The sequence below is a fragment of the Saccharomonospora marina XMU15 genome, assembly GCF_000244955.1.
GTDB classification, from domain to species: Bacteria; Actinomycetota; Actinomycetes; order Mycobacteriales; family Pseudonocardiaceae; genus Saccharomonospora_A; species Saccharomonospora_A marina.
In genome coordinates this window covers 4,744,799-4,761,070 of sequence record NZ_CM001439.1, presented here as the reverse complement: position 1 = coordinate 4,761,070, position 16,272 = coordinate 4,744,799, and the positions used below count along the sequence as shown (strand labels likewise).

At 66.3% G+C, this 16,272-nt stretch carries 13 protein-coding genes; 7 read left to right on the top strand and 6 right to left on the bottom strand.

The features are described 5' to 3' along the window. Nucleotides 1–39 precede the first annotated feature (39 nt). Together SACMADRAFT_RS22415 and SACMADRAFT_RS22410 are read left to right on the top strand one after the other, a co-directional pair. A complete protein-coding gene (locus SACMADRAFT_RS22415) occupies nt 40–1,536 on the top strand; it encodes a 4-hydroxyphenylacetate 3-hydroxylase family protein (RefSeq protein WP_009156140.1) in 1,497 nt (498 codons plus the stop codon). A 15-nt stretch (nt 1,537–1,551) separates the two neighbouring features. Beyond that, nucleotides 1,552–2,382 (top strand): class I SAM-dependent methyltransferase, encoded by an 831-nt coding sequence (locus SACMADRAFT_RS22410; RefSeq protein WP_009156139.1) that lies wholly within the window; start codon nt 1,552–1,554, stop codon nt 2,380–2,382. Between the two features lie 67 nt (nt 2,383–2,449). On the opposite strand, the gene SACMADRAFT_RS22405 is transcribed toward SACMADRAFT_RS22410, so the two are convergent. From SACMADRAFT_RS22405 to SACMADRAFT_RS22390, 4 genes are all read right to left on the bottom strand, one after another. Continuing rightward, a complete protein-coding gene (locus tag SACMADRAFT_RS22405) occupies nt 2,450–4,642 on the bottom strand; it encodes a molybdopterin oxidoreductase family protein (protein ID WP_009156138.1) in 2,193 nt (730 codons plus the stop codon). A 215-nt stretch (nt 4,643–4,857) separates the two neighbouring features. Further along, nucleotides 4,858–6,033, bottom strand: coding sequence for an acyl-CoA dehydrogenase family protein (locus SACMADRAFT_RS22400; RefSeq protein WP_009156137.1), 1,176 nt, complete (start codon nt 6,031–6,033; stop codon nt 4,858–4,860). Nucleotides 6,034–6,076: 43 nt separating this feature from the next. Further along, nucleotides 6,077–7,411 (bottom strand): extracellular solute-binding protein, encoded by a 1,335-nt coding sequence (locus SACMADRAFT_RS22395; RefSeq protein ID WP_009156136.1) that lies wholly within the window; start codon nt 7,409–7,411, stop codon nt 6,077–6,079. Nucleotides 7,412–7,526: 115 nt separating this feature from the next. Continuing rightward, nucleotides 7,527–8,798, bottom strand: a complete 1,272-nt coding sequence (locus SACMADRAFT_RS22390) for a multicopper oxidase family protein (RefSeq protein ID WP_198285888.1) — start codon at nt 8,796–8,798, stop codon at nt 7,527–7,529. Between the two features lie 553 nt (nt 8,799–9,351). Between SACMADRAFT_RS22390 and SACMADRAFT_RS22385 the strand changes: the two genes are divergently transcribed. From SACMADRAFT_RS22385 to SACMADRAFT_RS22370, 4 genes are all read left to right on the top strand, one after another. Continuing rightward, the gene (locus SACMADRAFT_RS22385) at nt 9,352–10,533 is read left to right on the top strand and encodes an acyltransferase family protein (RefSeq protein WP_009156134.1); all 1,182 of its coding nucleotides are present in this window, start codon (nt 9,352–9,354) and stop codon (nt 10,531–10,533) included. Nucleotides 10,534–10,603: 70 nt separating this feature from the next. After that, nucleotides 10,604–12,208, top strand: a complete 1,605-nt coding sequence (locus SACMADRAFT_RS22380; protein ID WP_009156133.1) for an MFS transporter — start codon at nt 10,604–10,606, stop codon at nt 12,206–12,208. Nucleotides 12,209–12,228: 20 nt separating this feature from the next. Then, nucleotides 12,229–13,527 (top strand): epoxide hydrolase family protein, encoded by a 1,299-nt coding sequence (locus tag SACMADRAFT_RS22375; RefSeq protein WP_009156132.1) that lies wholly within the window; start codon nt 12,229–12,231, stop codon nt 13,525–13,527. 108 nt (nt 13,528–13,635) lie between these two features. Then, nucleotides 13,636–14,070, top strand: coding sequence for an SgcJ/EcaC family oxidoreductase (locus SACMADRAFT_RS22370; protein WP_009156131.1), 435 nt, complete (start codon nt 13,636–13,638; stop codon nt 14,068–14,070). Nucleotides 14,071–14,117: 47 nt separating this feature from the next. Here the strand turns inward: SACMADRAFT_RS22370 and SACMADRAFT_RS22365 are convergent, their stop codons facing one another. Next, nucleotides 14,118–14,462 carry a VOC family protein gene (locus SACMADRAFT_RS22365; RefSeq protein WP_009156130.1) on the bottom strand — a complete coding sequence of 115 codons (345 nt, stop codon included), beginning with the start codon at nt 14,460–14,462 and terminating at the stop codon, nt 14,118–14,120. 146 nt (nt 14,463–14,608) lie between these two features. Between SACMADRAFT_RS22365 and SACMADRAFT_RS22360 the strand changes: the two genes are divergently transcribed. Continuing rightward, nucleotides 14,609–15,649, top strand: coding sequence for a carboxymuconolactone decarboxylase family protein (locus tag SACMADRAFT_RS22360; protein ID WP_009156129.1), 1,041 nt, complete (start codon nt 14,609–14,611; stop codon nt 15,647–15,649). Between the two features lie 118 nt (nt 15,650–15,767). Here the strand turns inward: SACMADRAFT_RS22360 and SACMADRAFT_RS22355 are convergent, their stop codons facing one another. Beyond that, nucleotides 15,768–16,238 carry a flavin reductase family protein gene (locus tag SACMADRAFT_RS22355; protein WP_083841059.1) on the bottom strand — a complete coding sequence of 157 codons (471 nt, stop codon included), beginning with the start codon at nt 16,236–16,238 and terminating at the stop codon, nt 15,768–15,770. Nucleotides 16,239–16,272 lie beyond the last annotated feature (34 nt).

Below are 16,272 nucleotides of genomic sequence, written 5' to 3'. Positions count from 1 at the left end.
CGCAGCGCATCGTGATCGACCGGAAGCGAGGCTGAGCAGATGGCCGATTCGCGCCCCATGAACGGCGACGAGTACATCGAAAGCCTGCGGGATGACCGCGAGATCTACCTGTACGGCGAGCGGGTGAAGGACCTTGTCAACCACCCGGCGTTTCGAAACCCCGTGAGAATGACGGCGCGGCTCTACAACGCGCTGCACGATCCGGACAAGCGCGATGTGCTCACCACGGCGACCGATACCGGAAGCGGTGGTTACACGCACAAGTTCTTCGTCACCTCTTACAGTGTGGACGAACTCGTCGGTGATCAGCGGGCGATCGCGGAATGGGCGAGATTGAGCTATGGCTGGATGGGCCGCAGTCCCGACTACAAGGCCTCCTTCCTTGGAACGCTCGGCGCGAACGCCGACTTCTACGAGCCGTTCGCCGACAACGCCCGGCGCTGGTACGCCGAGTCGCAGGAGAAGGTCTTCTACTGGAACCACGCGATCGTGCATCCGCCGGTGGATCGTCACCGGCCGCCGGACGAGGTCTCGGACGTGTACGTGCATGTCGAGAGGGAAACCGACGCCGGACTCGTGGTCAGTGGTGCGAAGGTGGTCGCGACCGGGTCCGCGCTGACGCACTACAACTTCATCGCCCACTACGGGATTCCCGTCAAGAGGAGGGAGTTCGCGCTGGTGTGCACCGTGCCGATGAACGCGCCCGGGATGAAGTTGGTCTGCCGACCTTCCTACAGCGCCACCGCCGCGGCGACCGGCACGCCGTTCGACTACCCGCTTTCTTCGCGTCTGGACGAGAACGACACCATTCTCGTCCTGGACAAGGTCTTGATCCCGTGGGAGAACGTGTTCATCTACGGCGACCTGTCGAAAGCGCAGCTGTTCACCGGGCAGTCCGGCTTCGTCGAACGGTTCACCTTCCATGGTTGCACCCGGTTGGCCGTGAAGCTGGAGTTCATCGCAGGCCTGCTCGCGAAGGCACTGGCGACCACCGGGACCGCGGATTTTCGCGGTGTGCAGAGTCGGCTCGGAGAGGTCTTGGCTTGGGGCAAGCTGTTCTGGGCACTCTCGGACGCGGCGGCGCGCAATCCGACACCGTGGAAGAACGGTGCGCTCCTGCCGAATGCCGGCTACGGCATGGTGTATCGCTGGTTCATGCAGCTGGGGTACCCGCGGGTCCGAGAGATCGTGTTGCAGGACGTGGCCAGCGGGCTGATCTACCTGCCGTCGAGCGCGGCGGACTTCAAGAATCCCGAGCTGCGACGTTACCTGGACCGCTACCTGCGGGGATCGGACGGCGTCGATGCCGAGCACCGGGCCAAGATCATGAAACTGCTGTGGGACGCGGTCGGAACCGAGTTCGGCGGTCGGCACGAACTGTACGAACGCAACTATGCGGGCAACCACGAGAACACCCGGGTGGAGATGCTCTTCGCGGACACGGCGAGCGGCGACCTCGAGCGGCACAAGGCTTTCGTGGAATCCTTTTTGGACGAGTACGACCTCGACGGCTGGACGGCAGCAGACCTGATCTGAACGGAAGGAACGAGGATGCGCGAAGAACGCCAACCGGCGGACGTTGCGAAGATCTACGACCAGGTGTCCGCGATCGCCAGCACCTTTGGCGACGGCCAGTTCCATCAGGGCTACTGGTACGACGATCGAGACGAGACGCCGTTCGTCGAGGCGGCGAAGCGGATCACCCGGCGGGTTGCCGATTCACTCGGCGTCGGCGAGCACGATCACCTGCTCGATGCCGGTTGCGGGCCCGGCGCGCCTGCCCTGCTGATCGCGGAGGAGACGGGGGCGCGCGTCACCGGTATCTCGGTCAGCGACTTCGAGATCTCCGAGGCTCGTATGCGCTGCGCCGAGGCCGGACTTGACGGCAGGGTCCACTTCGAGAACGGCGACTACTCGGCGATGGCCTTCGCCGACGGCACCTTCGACGCGGTTATGGCAGTGGAGTCGCTACTGGTCGCTGCTGACCTTGACCGGGTGCTCACCGAGTTCTGGAGGGTGTTGCGGCCGGGCGGGCGAGTGACGCTGAGCCACTACACCCGCAGCGAGACGATGGCACCGGAAAGGGTGGAGGCGTTCCTGCGCGGCATCGCTGCCGTGCGACTTCCTTCCCTCACTGAATGGGTGGAGTCGCTGCGTAACAACGGTTTCCTGATCGAGGAGTACCTGCAGTGCGGTCCGAGGGTGTTCGGTAGGAACGGCAAGTACCTCGCTGCGGTCGAGGCCAGCCAGAGCGAGCTCGCTGAGAAGTTCGGCCGCGCCGAGCTGGATATGTTCCGTACCGGGCTGAAGGGGTTCCTGATGCCGGGCCCCGATGAGGTGGGCTACGGCATCGTCACCGGACGCAAGCCGTTCGACGCCTGACCGGCCGCATATCGCGAAACGGTCGGCCGGTTCGCCGGCCGACCGTTTCACCTGCTGTTTCGGCGCCTCACTCGGTGAGGAGCGGGCTTATCGTGACGGGAACGCCGTTCAGAATGGCGTTCCCCGATGGGGTATCGACGGCGGTGTCGCCGGTGAGGGTATTGACGTTCACGCCGGGCTCCTTGGCCGCGACCGACTGTGTGGTCCCGTCGTGGCCCCAGCCGTGTGGCAGGCTGACCACGCCCGGCATGATCGAGTCCACCGGCTCGAGTGTTACCTCCAGCTCACCGGTCGCGGAGCGGATCAGGGCGTGTGCGCCGAGCCCGTAGCGAGCGACGTCCGCCGGATTGATCTGCAGGGTGCACCTGTTGCTCCCGCCGACCAATGCCGGCACGTTGTGCAGCCAACTGTTGTTGGATCGCAGATGTCGCCTTCCGATGAGCACCAGCTCGGGGGAAGGCCGCTTCATCCGGGCCCGCAGCCGTTCCACGTCGTCGACGAGCGCCGCGGGCGCCAGTTCCAGCTTCCCCGATGCGGTGCACACCAACTCGTGGAAGCGTGGCTGCAGCGGGCCGAGGTCGATTCCGTGCGGCTGCTTGCGCACGGAATCGAGCGTGAGGCCGTAGCCGCCGAACTTGAGCAGCGCGTCGAGGAACAGATCTGGACCGGTGCCTTCGAGGCCGGCACGGAGTTCGGCCGGGTCGGTGCCTGCCACTGGCGAGCCGGGCGCGGACGTAAGGCCCTCCAGCAGCTGTCCGACGACCATCTCGTGCGCGGTATCGGCGCCGGTGTCGGCGCCCATACCCGCCAGGATGAGGAAGAGCCTCGCCAGGATGTCGTGCTCGTGGTACTGGTCCGGCCGCAAGGGGAGCACCGGCTCGGAGTATCGAGCGTAGTTGCGCACCATGATGATCTGTACGAGGAAGTCCCAGTGCGCGGACTGCAGCATCCGTGGTGGCGGCAGGATCACGTCGGCGTGCTTGGTGGTCTCGTTCAGGTACGGGTCGACGCACACCATCATGTCGAGGTTGGCGAGGGCAGGGTCCAGGCGTGGACCGTTGGGAGCCGACAGCACGGGGTTGCCAGCTATTGCGAGCAGTGCCCGAACCTGACCTTCGCCCGGAGTCTCGATCTCGTCGGCCAGTGTGGCGACCGGCAGTTCGCCGTTCACCTCGGGTAGTCCGCGCACCCGGCTACGGAACTTCCCGGTGCTGAAGGGTTGCCCGGTGCGAAAGATCTCCAGCGCGGCGGTCTTGGCGAACATGACGCCACCGGCCTTGTCGAAGTTTCCGGTCAAAACGTTGATGGCGTCGACGAGCCATTGCGCGAGCGTGCCGAACTCGGCGGTGCACGTGCCGATCCGCGCGTACACGGCTGCCGTCGGTGCCGAGGACAACTCGCGCGCGAGTCGCCTGATCGTCTCCGCGGGCACCTTGCAGATCGGGGCGACTAGCTCGGATGGGAACTCCTCGGCCATGCGGCGAAGCTCTTCGATACCGGCTACCTCGACACCGCTGACCGTGTCACCGGCCTTCACGAGGTGTTCGGTGAACAAGGTGTTGACGATGCCGAACAGCAGGAAGGGGTCCGTACCGGGCTGGATGAAGTTGTGCTCGTCGGCCACTTCCGCGGTGCGGGTGCGCCGTGGATCGATGACTACGAGCTTCCCGCCGCGCTTGCGCAGGTCCTTGAGCCGCCTGGGGAAGTCCGGTGCGACACACAGCGAGCCGTTGGAGACCATCGGGTTGGCTCCGAGGACGAGCAGGTAGTCGGTGCGGTCGAGGTCCGGCACCGCGACGGCGAAAGGGTCGCCGAACATGAGCCCGCAGGAGACATGCTTGGGCATCTGATCGGCGGTGGCGGCGGAGTAGATGTTGCGAGTCCCGGAGATCTCGGTGAGTGCCTGCCGGTACATGAAACCGGCCATCGTGTGATAAGTCGGGTTACCGAAGTAGAGTGCGAGCGCTTGGCGCCCATGGGTATCGATCACCTCGCGAATGCCCGCTTCAACCACACGAAACGCTTCGTCCCATCCGACTTCGCGCCACTGGTCGCCCTTTCGCACCAGCGGGGTCGTGAGCCGGTCCGGATCTTCGTCCAGTTGGCCGAGACTGGCCCCTTTGGGACAGAGAAAGCCTTGGGAGAACGGGTCTTGGTTGTCGCCTCTTACCGAGGTCACGCGGTTGTGATCGTTCAGAGTCAGGGTGAGACCGCACGCGGCTTCACACAACGGACAGGTCCGGTAGGCGGTTGTCGTCATCGTGCTGCTCCCGGGTTTGGGTTCGTTACTCGCTGCGACTCGATTTGCGCGGGAAACCGTCCGGCTGGTGTGGCGAGCCCGAAAACCGCGCCGCTGGTCCGGGCCTCGCCACCGGTGTGTTGTCGCCGTGCCCCGAGTTGGCTCAGGGCACAGCTGTCGCGTCCCGAGGTGTCCTTCGGCTCGGCAACCCTCGCCGATCCGCGCTCGCCCAACCCCTAGATGTAGGGGGTGTTCGGCCCGAGGCCGCAGGCGATGCGGCCGTAGAGTTCGAGGTTGGTGTTGGGATGGAGGATGGCATGCAGGTTGATGGCCTGAATGTCGCGCGCGATGCGCTGGATCGGCACCGTGGAGTACAGCGACGAGCCGCCGCTTGCTGTGTTCAGGATGTCGACGGCCTCCTTGGCCCTGCGGCACACCGCGCCGAGATGGAGCCGGACAAGTGCGCGGTCCTCGACCGTCCACGGTTGTGTGGCCTTCGCGTCCAGCAGGTTCGCGGCGTCGAAAGCGTGGAACTCGGCCTCGTCGGCGCAGATCTTGGCCTCGGCTACCTGCAGGTGCGTCAGCGGCGCCTCGCTCTGGTTGTCGTAGTCGGTATAGGTGATCTTTCGACCGGGCAGCCGCTCGAGGAAGGCTTCCCTCGCGGCGCGTGCCAGCCCCACCGCGGGTGCGCTGATCGTGGTGCAAGCGGTCGGCATGAACGGTGCTCGGTGGATCCGCGACGACGCGTTCAACTGAGCGGGATGCTGCCCTGCAAGCACCGGCCCCATCGAAAGCACACGGGCTTGCGGCACGAACACGTCCTCCGCGATGGTGGTGATACTGCCGGTGCCACGTAGGCCCGACGTGTGCCAGTCATCGACGATCCGCAGGTCGGAAAGCGGAACTGCCACCATGATGGGTTCGTGCTCACCGCCAGGATGTGCCAGCATCGCGGCGTTGGCGTTCCAGTGGCTCTGCCGCGCACCCGAGTTGAACGACCACTTGCCGTTCAGCAGGATTCCGCCTTCGGTGGGTACGCCGATCGCGGTGGGGCTGAGGATTCCGGTAATCCGCACGTCCGGAGTGGAGAAGACCTCCTCCTGCACCTCGTCCGGAAACAGCCCCATCATCCACGTGCTGATCGCCCAGACCGAGGCCACCCAGGAGGCCGAGCCATCGCCCCGGCCCACCTCTGCCAGAACCTCGACGACGGTGTTCACATCGGACTCGTAGCCGCCGAACCGGGCAGGTACGCGCATCTTCGGAATGCCCGCCTCGGTCATCGCCTCGATGACCTCGTCGGGAAGGATCCGGTTCTCGTCCGCGTCGACGGCCGTTTTGCGAAGCAGAGGCACGAGTTCCGCTGTACGCCGGACCAGCTCTTCCTTCGTAGGTGCTGCGGTAGATGCCATGAACTCTCCCGGGGATGCGAAGTGATGTCGTTGCGATGCGTGGTTACCAGGCGACGGTGAGGTGTTGCGGTGTCCGCGGCTGCGCGCCGGTGCATTGTGCGTTGTACGCCGTGAGCTCTTGTTGCGCTTCGGCTTGGGCTCGCTCGAACCGTGACACCGGCTCGGCGCCTTCGACCAGAACGTCGTGCATCGCGTCCGGCGCGCCGTACTGGATCGCGGCGAACGCGCCGACCAACATGCCGAGTGCGGCCGGAGAGCCGTCCGCCCGATCGAGTTGGTCGGTGGCGACCCGCGCGTTGGGATGTTCGCGGAACCAGCCTTCGGACTCGAGTAGTTCGAGGGCGGGCCGGGTCAGTGGTATCCGACCGTTCGCGCGGTGCCACGTGGCGGCGTGTTCGGGACGCAGCAGGTACTGGATGAACGCCAGCGCGCCGTCCCTCTTCGCCGGTTCGAGTCCGTCCGCCAGCCACAACGAGTCGCCGCCGATGGAGGTACCCGCGTTCGGTGCGTTCTCGTTGTGCGGCAGTGGACCGGCGACGGCGGTGAATCCGGCCTCGCGAGCTGTCGTGGTGGCACGCCCCACCTCCACCGACGTGGTGGCGAGGAAGGCCACCCGCTGCTCGACGAACGCGTCGAAGGCGCCCATCCAGTCGGCCTTCGCGCCGGCGTAGAGGTAATGGCCGTTGCTGTGAAGGCGTTGCCACCACCGGACGTAGTTCATCATCTCAGGCGATGCGAGGTGGACCTTCTCCGCGCGGCCCGCCCTTCCGTTCGCCTGGTCGACGAGCAGCCCGCTCTGCTGTCCGACAGCCTGCTGGAAGAACCAGCCGTGATTGGGCCAGGCCACGCCCTTGACGGAGCCGTCGGTGTGCTTCGCGATCGCGGTGCACGCTGCCTCGAGTTCGCGCCACGTGCCGGGGAGCCTCTCGATCCCGGCCGCCTGGATCAGCTCGGCATTGGCAAGCAACACCACGGTGGACGCGGTGAGCGGTGCGGAGACCAGCTCACCGTCGTAGCTGAAGTAGTCCCGTGCGGCAGGGACGATGTCGTCGAGCACGACTCGCTCGCCGAGGATCTCGGTGCGACCGGCGATCTCCCTCTCCACCGAGGTGAACAGGGGGGCGCCGGTGGCATCCCGGGTGTCGCGTGCGAACTGGGTGGCGGTGTAGAAGTACCCGGCGATATCCGGGGCGTCACCGCGTGCCGCCGCGTCGGCGACGATCTGCGGCAGCAACCGGAAGTCGTGCCCGGTGACTTCGACCCGGTATCCCGGGTGAATGGAGTTGAACTCCTCGGCTCGCTCGAACAGCGGGTCCATGTATCCCGGGTACAGGTAGTCGCAGAAGCTGGCCCTGATGACGATGTCATTCTCGCTCATTGCGCTGGCTCCGAGCTCGTTGGTTTTGAAGGTCGATCGGATTTCGCCGCCGGCGCGAGGCAGGCGTGCTCAGCGTCGCAGTGCCCGCGAAGCAAGTCATCTCTCGCCGTGCGGGTCAGCGGACCACCTCGAACTGCGCCATCATCCCGACCGCTGAATGCTCGAGAAAATGGCAGTGGTAGACGTATTTGCCGAGATAGTCGGTGAATCGTGTCTTCAATCGTGCCGAGGACCCGGGCGGCACGTAGATCGTGTCCTTGAGCCCGCGATCGGACTCCCACGGCGGGGCGCCGTCGCGGTCCAGTACCTCGAACTGTTCGAGGTGCAGATGGAAGTTGTGGTGGAAGCCGTGTTCGCCGTCGCCGTTGCTGACGTTCCAGATCTCGGTGTCACCACGCCGGACCCGGAAGTCCACCCGCGCCGGGTCGAATGGCTTGCCGTTGACGAGCCCGACCGGGTCGCCGGACATGTCGAACGACAGTGTGATCTCGCGGTTCACCCTCGGCCGTGGCAGCGGGGGAAGCGCGCGGAGCCGATCCGGAAGCCTGCTGTGGTCGACGCTGTCCGCGACCACGTCGAACCGCAGGATCGGCAGTGTCCCGTCGGCGAGCAGCAGCTGCGTGCCGATCGGATGCTGCCCGAAGTCGATCACGAACTCGACCCGCTCGCCCGCACTGAGGTCGTGCTCGGTCACGGGCACCGGTGAGGCGAGCAGACCTCCGTCCGAGCCGATCTTCGTCATGGGAACGCCGTCCAGGTTCAGCGCGAAGCGTCGCTCGGTGGCGGCGTTGAGGAACCGCAAGCGGTACTTGCGGCGGGCCACCCGGAAGTAAGGTTGGTGCGCGCCGTTGACGAGGACGGTCGGCCGCTGCGTCGGATCGCCGTAGACCATGTTTGCGTCGTCGTCGAACAGCGCGTCGCGCAGCATGATCGGTACATCGTAGCTGCCGCATGGAAGTCGCAGGTGCTTTTCTTCTGGGTCTTGGATGAGGTAGAACCCACTCAGGCCGCGATAGACGTGCTCAGCCTCGGTGCCGTGGCTGTGGTCGTGATACCACAGCGTCGCACCCTGCTGGCGGTTTTCGTATTCGTAGTACTTGCTGCCATCAGGCTGAATCAGATCCATGGGGTGCCCGTCGCTCGCCGCGGCCACGTGACCGCCGTGCAGGTGGACATTCGTCGCGCGGTCGAGCGAGTTGTCGAAGACGATGCCGACCTTGCGGCCGGAACTGGCCAGGATGGTCGGCCCGACGAAATCGCCGCCGTAGCCGAGCACCGGAGTGGTCGTGCCGGGAAGGATCTCGACCTGTGCCTGCCTGACGGCCAACCTGTAGAGGTCGGTGTCGCCGTGCACGGCATGCGGTCGAAGCACCGGCGGAATCGGCATCGGAACGGAGAAGGGCGTGAAACTACGCGATGAGCCGCGTTCCGGCAAGCTTGTGCCGAAAGCTGATCTGTAGCTCAGCACGCTGCCTGCCAAACCGGCGGTCGACATTGCGCCGAGGGCGAGGATGTTGCGGCGAGAAAAAGGCATCCTGCTGGTGGTCATACGGGCTCCCCTGGAATATGTCGCGCCGAATGTTCGTCGACGGTTCCTGATTTCGGGACATCCGCGCTGTACCGCTCGCCGCGAACGGTCCGATGTTCCCCTTCGGTGACCGGACCGTCTACTTCGTTGTTGCGGTCCCTCGCCGGGAACAAACCGGTTGCTGCGGCTACCAGCTGGGCGCAAGCCACAAGGACCAACCCGGCGGGTCCGGCTGGAGCAACGGGGCTGCCTGCTGAAACGAGTTTCCGACTGAATGTTTTGAGCATTCTGGAAGAACCGGAAGGCCAGCTTTGCGCACTACTATCTGCCGAGTAACGCCCGTGCGCTGGTCATCGGCGTGTATTCCTGGCCTGCGGTCGCGGTCGCTCATATCCGAAACGGGAGGTAGCCAGTGGATACGACGCAACCGCGAAAAATCTCGGTGCGTGCCGTGGGTGCTACGTTGCCCACCCTGACCGCATTGCGTTTCGTCGCCGCGCTCATCGTCTTTTTTTCGCACGCCCGCTACCTCGGGCTGTTCGGTGACGACGAGGTAGCTTCGGGCTTCGAGTGGCTGTTTCGCCAGGGGCCCATCAGTGTGGGCTTCTTCTTCGTACTGAGCGGGTTCATCCTCGCCTGGTCGGCACGTGACGACGACACGCCGCCGAGGTTCTGGCGGCGCAGGTTCTTCAAGATCTATCCGAACCACATACTCACTTTCCTGGCCACGCTGGTCATTTTCGCGACGGTCGCACAGCCGGCGGTGAGCGACGACTACGCTTTGGCGAACCTGTTCCTGGTCCAGTCGTGGTTCCCCTCCATGGAGGTGTTCTCCAGCATCAACCCCATCACCTGGACGTTGTCGTGTGAGGTGCTGTTCTACTTCACGTTCCCGTGGTGGAAGCGGCTGATCGATCGGATCGCGCCCGCGCGGTTGTGGTTGTGGGCAGGGGCGATGGTCGCGGCGGTTTTCCTCATCGCGGCGGTGGCCCTCGCACTGCCGGCTGAGCCCGCAGTGCCGTGGTCGCAGACATACTCGCTGAACCAGTACTGGCTGGTGTACGTGTTCCCACCAGTTCGGATCTTCGACTTCGTGTTGGGCATCGTGCTGGCAAGGATCGTGCAGACCGGCAGGCGGCTTCCGATCGGCTTCGGTGGCGCCGCGCTGCTGACAGCCGTGTCCTATGTGGTCTCCACCGAACTGCAGGGCACGTTCTCACTCGTCGCGCTCAACATCGTGCCGATCGGCCTGCTTGTCGCGGCGGGCGCCAGGGCGGACATCGAGGGTCGCCCCACTTTCCTGCGGTGGCGGCCGATCGTCTTCGCAGGGGAGTTGTCCTACGCCTTCTACCTGTGGCACTACTTGGTGCTGTTCCATGGTCTGCTTTGGCTTGATCAGCGAACCGACCTCGAGACGCTTCCCGCTGTCGGATTGCTCCTGCTGCTGCTCACCGCGACCGTGCTGCTGGCGTGGCCGACCTACGTCCTTTTCGAACGCCCGATCATGCGGCGGTTCGCGGTGTCCCGTAGGCACAGGGCCGCCGTGACGCAGCCTGCCGTCGCCGGTCGGGACTCGGCGGCTGCCGACAACTGATGAGGGCGCTTCATTGCCGCCGGCTGGCCGGGCGATCCATCACCTGCTGACGAGTGGAGGGAGCGTGGCGATGCGCGACAGCGAGGGGGGCGACTCGCAGCGGGCGGGCAGCCGGGCGTGGTGGGCACTCGTGGTGCTGCTGCTGCCGACAACCCTGGTTGGAATGGATATCGGGGTGCTGTATCTCGCGCTGCCGCATCTGAGTGCGGGGCTTGACGCCACCGGCACTCAGGAGCTGTGGATCATGGACAGCTACGGCTTCACGCTGGCGGGCTTCCTGGTCACCATGGGCACCTTGGGGGACCGGATCGGCCGCCGCAAGCTGCTGCTGATCGGAGCAGGCGCGTTCGCCGTCGGCTCCGTCATAGCGGCGTACTCGGTCAGCGCCGAGATGCTGATCGTTACCCGCGCGCTGCTGGGTATCGCGGGCGCGACGCTGATGCCGTCCACGCTGGCGCTCATCCGGAACCTGTTTTCCGACCCGAGGCAGCTCGCGTTGGCTGTCGCCGGGTGGCTGAGCTGCGTCATGGGCGGTTCGGCGCTCGGTCCAGCGGTCGGCGGGCTGATGATGCAGAACTTCTGGTGGGGTTCGGTATTCCTGCTCGGTGTGCCGATGACGGGACTCTTGCTGGTCGCCGGACCGTTCCTACTACCGGAACACCGCGACCCGAACGCTGGACGGCTGGACCTGACCAGCGTCGCGTTGTCGCTCGCGGCGATCCTGCCTGCGACGTATGGCATGAAGGAACTCGCCGCGGGCGAGCTGTCGCCGGTCGCGCCGACTGTGGCGATCCTGGCCGGCGCCGGGTGCGGCTGGCTGTTCGTGCGCAGGCAGCTGCGGCTGACCGACCCGCTGCTGGACCTGCGGCTGTTCGCAGGCCGCATCACCGGGCGCACGCTGGCCTCGCTGCTGATCGCCGCCGCGGCGATCGCCGGGAGCTCGCTGGTCGTGGCTCAGTACGTGCAGTTGGTGCTGGGCCTCGATGCGATGGAGGCCGGTCTGTGGTTGGTCCCTGCCGGGGTCAGCCTGGCGATCGGGTCACAGTTGGCCCCCCGGCTGGCCGAACGGATGCGGCCTGCGACGGTCATCGCAGGTGGCCTCGGTGTCGCCGTCATCGGTTTCGCCGTTGGGATCACGGTCGACCTGGAGAGTGGGCCGGTGCCTATCGTGATCGGGAGCGGCCTGATTCACCTTGGCGCGGGCCCACTGTTCTCACTCGGCATCGGCATGATCATGAATGCCGTCCCGAAGGAGAAGAGCGGGTCGGCCGCGTCGTTGTCGGAGACCAGCAACAACCTCGGGTCCACCCTGGGGCTGGCGATCATCGGTACGATCGCCGCGGCGATCTATCGCCGGGGCATGGAGGGCGTGGTACCACCCGGCGTTGCGGATGAGGTCGTGGCGGACACGACCGGATCGCTTGCCGGGGCGCTGTCGAGGGTCGGGCAGCTGCCCGCCGAAAGCACCGCCGAGATCCTCGCGGCGGCACGGGAGTCCGCAGTGGCCGGACTCAATACGTCAATGGCCGTCGGCGCGGTGGTTTTCGCCGCGACAGCCGTGATGATCTGGCGCTTGCTGCGTCATCTCCCGAGGACGGGCCAGCCGGAGCCGCCCGAAGCGGCCACGGCGGTCGCGCCCGCGCCCGGCCGGCACGAGGGTAGCGAAGAGGGTTAGTTCCTATCAGGGAGGACCACGTGGATGTTCCACTGACGCGGCGGTCGGTGCTGCGGCTCGGCTCAGCCGTGACGGCGGGTGGCGCCCTCAGCACGGTCGTTCCGGCGGCCACCGCGGGAGCCGCGCTCTCCGAGCCGCGGCAGCGGCCGGTACCCAGGCCGGGCCGCGACCTTCGACCGTTCCAAGTTCGGGTTCCATGGGAGACGCTGCACCGTATCCGGCACCGAGTGCGCGCGGCGCACCTACCGGTCACCGCGCAAGGGGCGGCGTGGGACTTCGGCGTAGCTGCCGACTGGTTCCGCGACGTCTTGGGCTACTGGCACTCGCGGTTCGACTGGCGAGCGGTCGAGGCCCAACTGCGTCGGGTGCCGCAGTACCTCGCGCCGATCGAGGGGCGGGAGCTGCACTTCGCGCGACTGCGGCCGCGGTCACAGGTAACCGACCGCCCGCCGGTACTGCTCGTGCACGGCTGGCCTACGAGCTTCTACACCATGCTGCCGCTGGCCAGGCGGTTGGTCGCGTACGGCTTCGAGGTGGTCGTGCCGTCGATACCGGGTTACGGCTTCTCCGAGCCGGTCGCCGACCGGCCGCGAGGCCTGCGGTTCGTCACGGAGCGGATCGCGCGTCTTATGACGGAGGTGCTCGGCCACGAGCGTTACCTGGTACACGGCAGCGACTTCGGTGCCGTCGTCGCGGACTGGCTGGCGGTCGATCGGCCTGAGCAGCTTGTGGGATCACACACCACCATGTTCGGCCTTCGGCATGCGGGCGCCGTGCCGGGCAGTGGAGAGACCGGAGTGGACGACCCGACACCCGAGGAACTCGACTTCGTCGCCCGAGAAGCCGCCACGATGGCCCGGGAGAGTGCCTACGCCGCGCTGCAGGTGACCAGGCCGGAGACGATCGCCTACGCGCTGGCCGACAGCCCGGTGGGCTTCGCCGCGTATGTACTCGACAAGTGGCAGAAATGGACCGGTCCGAACGACCGATCGTTTCCCGACGTCTACGGGCTGGACCGGTTGCTCGCGGAGGTCATGATCTATCTGGTGAGTGATTCCGTGGCGACCTCTCTTTGGTCATATGCCGGTTCGACCGAGGACCCGCCGACGTTGGGGCCGGGTGAACGTATCGAGGTGCCATTCGGCTACTCTTCGTTCGCTGATCCGCTGATGCTGCAAATTCCTCGACATTTCGGCGAGCGCTCACGCGGCGACGTGCGAATGTGGCGCGAGTACTCGAAGGGCGGACACTTTCCGATGCTCGAGTGTACGGACGAACTCGCGCGCGACATCGTGGATTTCGCCGGGATGCTCGGATAGCACGGTGCCCGGGCAGGCTGTGCGCACTCGGAAAGTTGCTGGTGGTCCGAGCCGAAGCCGAAACTGGAAACCGCGTTGCCAGGCCAGTTTCGGCTGAAAGGACAAAATATGACCACGATTGACCCGTCCGCGCTGCCAACCGCGCCCTCCGACGAGGACAGGGCCGCGGTCGCCGCGATTCCCGGAAAGATCGGGACCGCGTGGGCGCGACACGACGCGGATGCCTTCGCCGAGGTCTTCACCGAAGACTGCACCATGATCCTTCCCGGTGTCTTCAGGAAGGGCCGCGACGAGGTTCGCTCGTACATGGCGCAGGCGTTCGCCGGCCAGTTCAAGGGAACACAGGTCACCGGCCGGCCCGTCAACGTCAGCTTCCTGACGGCGGACTCGGCCGTGTTGACCACGACGGGCGGCATCCTGGCGCCCGGTGAGACGGAGGTGTCCGATGCGCGGGCCATCCGCGCGTCGTGGGTGCTGGTGAAGCGCGGAGGCGAGTGGTACCTGGCCGCGTACCACAACAGCCCACGCGACGTGGCTCCGTAAGGCGTGAGCGGCGCCGGTCATCCCAAGTGCCGGCGCCGCTCACGTTGCTATTCGACGGGAGGGCCACCGATCCCGATCTCGTTGCCGTCGGGATCGCGGTAGAGAGCTTTCCGCGCACCGTTTCCGTAGGTTTCCCGCTTCACCGGCGTCAGCCCTCGCGATTCGATCGCGGCGACGCGGTCGTCGAAATCGTCGACGAAGACGGTGTTCATGGCGTTACCCGCGCGCTCTGGTACGTGTTCGATGGCTATGCAGCGGTGTTCGGCGAGTTCCCATACCACTTCGGTGTCACTCGCGACGAATGTCGGGGGCGAGCCGAATAGCTGCTCGTACCAAGCCAGCGCTGCCTCGTAGTCCTTGACCGGGATTCCCGCGAAGAGGTCGGTTGCCATGGCCACACGCTATCGCAATGTGAGGCCGCGCACAGGTTTTGGCCCGATGTGAGTGAGTCACCGGAGGTGCGCATGTGGGGAGATGGCGGGCGTAGGCCCGGACTGTAGCTTACCCATATTACCGACATGATGTGCGAGGAGCGGCAATGGCCCCCACATTGGTCCGGCTGTATCTGCGGCGATCACTTCGACAAACCCGTCATGTCAAGGCTGTGCCGACTCGCGCGGCGCGTGGGCTGGTCGCCGAGGTCTACCGGCAGGTCGAGCGGGACTTCGGCATGATGGCGCCGCCGGTCGGCCTGCACTCGCCCTCGCCCGAGGCACTGGCCGCCAGCTGGTTGATTCTGCGGGAAACCCTCGTCGCGCGAGGACACGTAGACCGTGCCAGCAAGGAACTGGTGGCGACCTCGGTTTCCGCGGCCAATCGCTGCCCCTACTGCGAGGACGTACACGGCACGACGGTGGCGGGTCTCGTGGCGGCCGAGGACCGGCGCGACAACGCCGAGCGGGAACGGATCGAGGCCTGGGTGAAGGAGACGGCCACGGCGGGTACCGCGGACAACTTGCCGTTCACCGCGGTACAGGCACCCGAGATCATCGGTACGGCGGTGGCCTTCCATTACTACAACCGGATGGTGAACGTCTTCCTCGGCGATTCCCCGTTGCCGCCACACGTTCCCGAGGCCGCGCGCCCCAGAGCCCGTCGCGTGCTGTCCTGGATACTTCGGCCGTCGGGTGGCGGCCCGCGAGCGGGCACCTCGCTGCGGTTGCTACCGGCCGCGCGGCAGCCCGACGAGCTGTGTTGGGCGAGGGCGAACCCGATCGTCGCCGACGCGTTCGCACGCGCCTATGCGGCGCTCGACGCGGCAGGCGAGCGTTCCGTCCCGGCGAGCGTTCGCGACCTCGTGCGACGCCACCTGCGCGCCTGGGACGGCGAGCCACCCGGCATCAGCCGATCTTGGGTGGACGAGGCCACCGCGGAGCTTTCCGAGGCGGACCAGGCGGTCGGCCGGTTCGCGCTGGTCGTCGCGCTCGCCGCGTACCAGGTCGACGACGGGCTGGTAGCGGCGGTTCGCCGCGCCGGTGCCGGTGATCGTGAGTTGGTGGAAGTGGCGGCCTGGGCCAGTATGGCCGCCGCCCGCCGAGTGAGTACCTGGCTGGCGGCGGGCAGTTCAGCCTGCGGCTGAGCGAGGCGGCCGAGGCGCGACCGAAGGATCGGTGCCCGGATCGTCGGACGATTCCGGGCACCGATCGGTCTGGACCCTTCGGTTCGTCGCCGCCACGCTCTCGCGGGCGGCGACGCCGTCACGCCGGCTTGGCCGGCGAAGTCAGCTCGTGATAGTCACTGGTGAAGAACAGCAGCGGCTCCCGCCCTGGGCCACGGCTTGAGTTCAGCACCTGGCCGAGGAAGATCGAATGGTCGCCGCCGGGGTACACCTCGACCAGATCGCACTCCAGCCAGCCGAGCGCCCCAGCGAGAAGCGGGGCACCTGTTCTGGGGCCTGGAGTCCAGGAAACCCCGTCGAACTGGGTCATTCCCCTCGGCCTGCTCCGGTCGGAGAAATGGCGTGCCAGCCGCCGCTGACCGGCCGCGAGCAGTGAGATGCCGTAGCCGCGGGTGGACAGGATCGCTTCGTGGAGTCGGGCGCGCCTGGCCACGCAGCACAACGCCAGCGGGGGGTTCAGCGACACCGAGGCGAACGCGTTGGCGGTCATGCCGTGGCCGTGCTCGCCACCGACGGTCAGCACGGTCACGCCGGTGGCGAATTGAGCCATCACCTCCCGAAACGAGGCAGGCTCGACCTCACGT

Bases quoted from the DNA above. Each gene is read 5' to 3' on its own strand.
- SACMADRAFT_RS22415 (WP_009156140.1), top strand. From the start codon at position 40: ATGGCCGATTCGCGCCCCATGAACGGCGACGAGTACATCGAAAGCCTG.
- SACMADRAFT_RS22410 (WP_009156139.1), top strand. From the start codon at position 1,552: ATGCGCGAAGAACGCCAACCGGCGGACGTTGCGAAGATCTACGACCAG.
- SACMADRAFT_RS22405 (WP_009156138.1), bottom strand. From the start codon at position 4,642: ATGACGACAACCGCCTACCGGACCTGTCCGTTGTGTGAAGCCGCGTGC.
- SACMADRAFT_RS22400 (WP_009156137.1), bottom strand. From the start codon at position 6,033: ATGGCATCTACCGCAGCACCTACGAAGGAAGAGCTGGTCCGGCGTACA.
- SACMADRAFT_RS22395 (WP_009156136.1), bottom strand. From the start codon at position 7,411: ATGAGCGAGAATGACATCGTCATCAGGGCCAGCTTCTGCGACTACCTG.
- SACMADRAFT_RS22390 (WP_198285888.1), bottom strand. From the start codon at position 8,798: ATGCCGATTCCGCCGGTGCTTCGACCGCATGCCGTGCACGGCGACACC.
- SACMADRAFT_RS22380 (WP_009156133.1), top strand. From the start codon at position 10,604: ATGCGCGACAGCGAGGGGGGCGACTCGCAGCGGGCGGGCAGCCGGGCG.
- SACMADRAFT_RS22370 (WP_009156131.1), top strand. From the start codon at position 13,636: ATGACCACGATTGACCCGTCCGCGCTGCCAACCGCGCCCTCCGACGAG.
- SACMADRAFT_RS22365 (WP_009156130.1), bottom strand. From the start codon at position 14,462: ATGGCAACCGACCTCTTCGCGGGAATCCCGGTCAAGGACTACGAGGCA.
- SACMADRAFT_RS22360 (WP_009156129.1), top strand. From the start codon at position 14,609: ATGGCCCCCACATTGGTCCGGCTGTATCTGCGGCGATCACTTCGACAA.
- SACMADRAFT_RS22355 (WP_083841059.1), bottom strand. From the start codon at position 16,238: ATGGCTCAATTCGCCACCGGCGTGACCGTGCTGACCGTCGGTGGCGAG.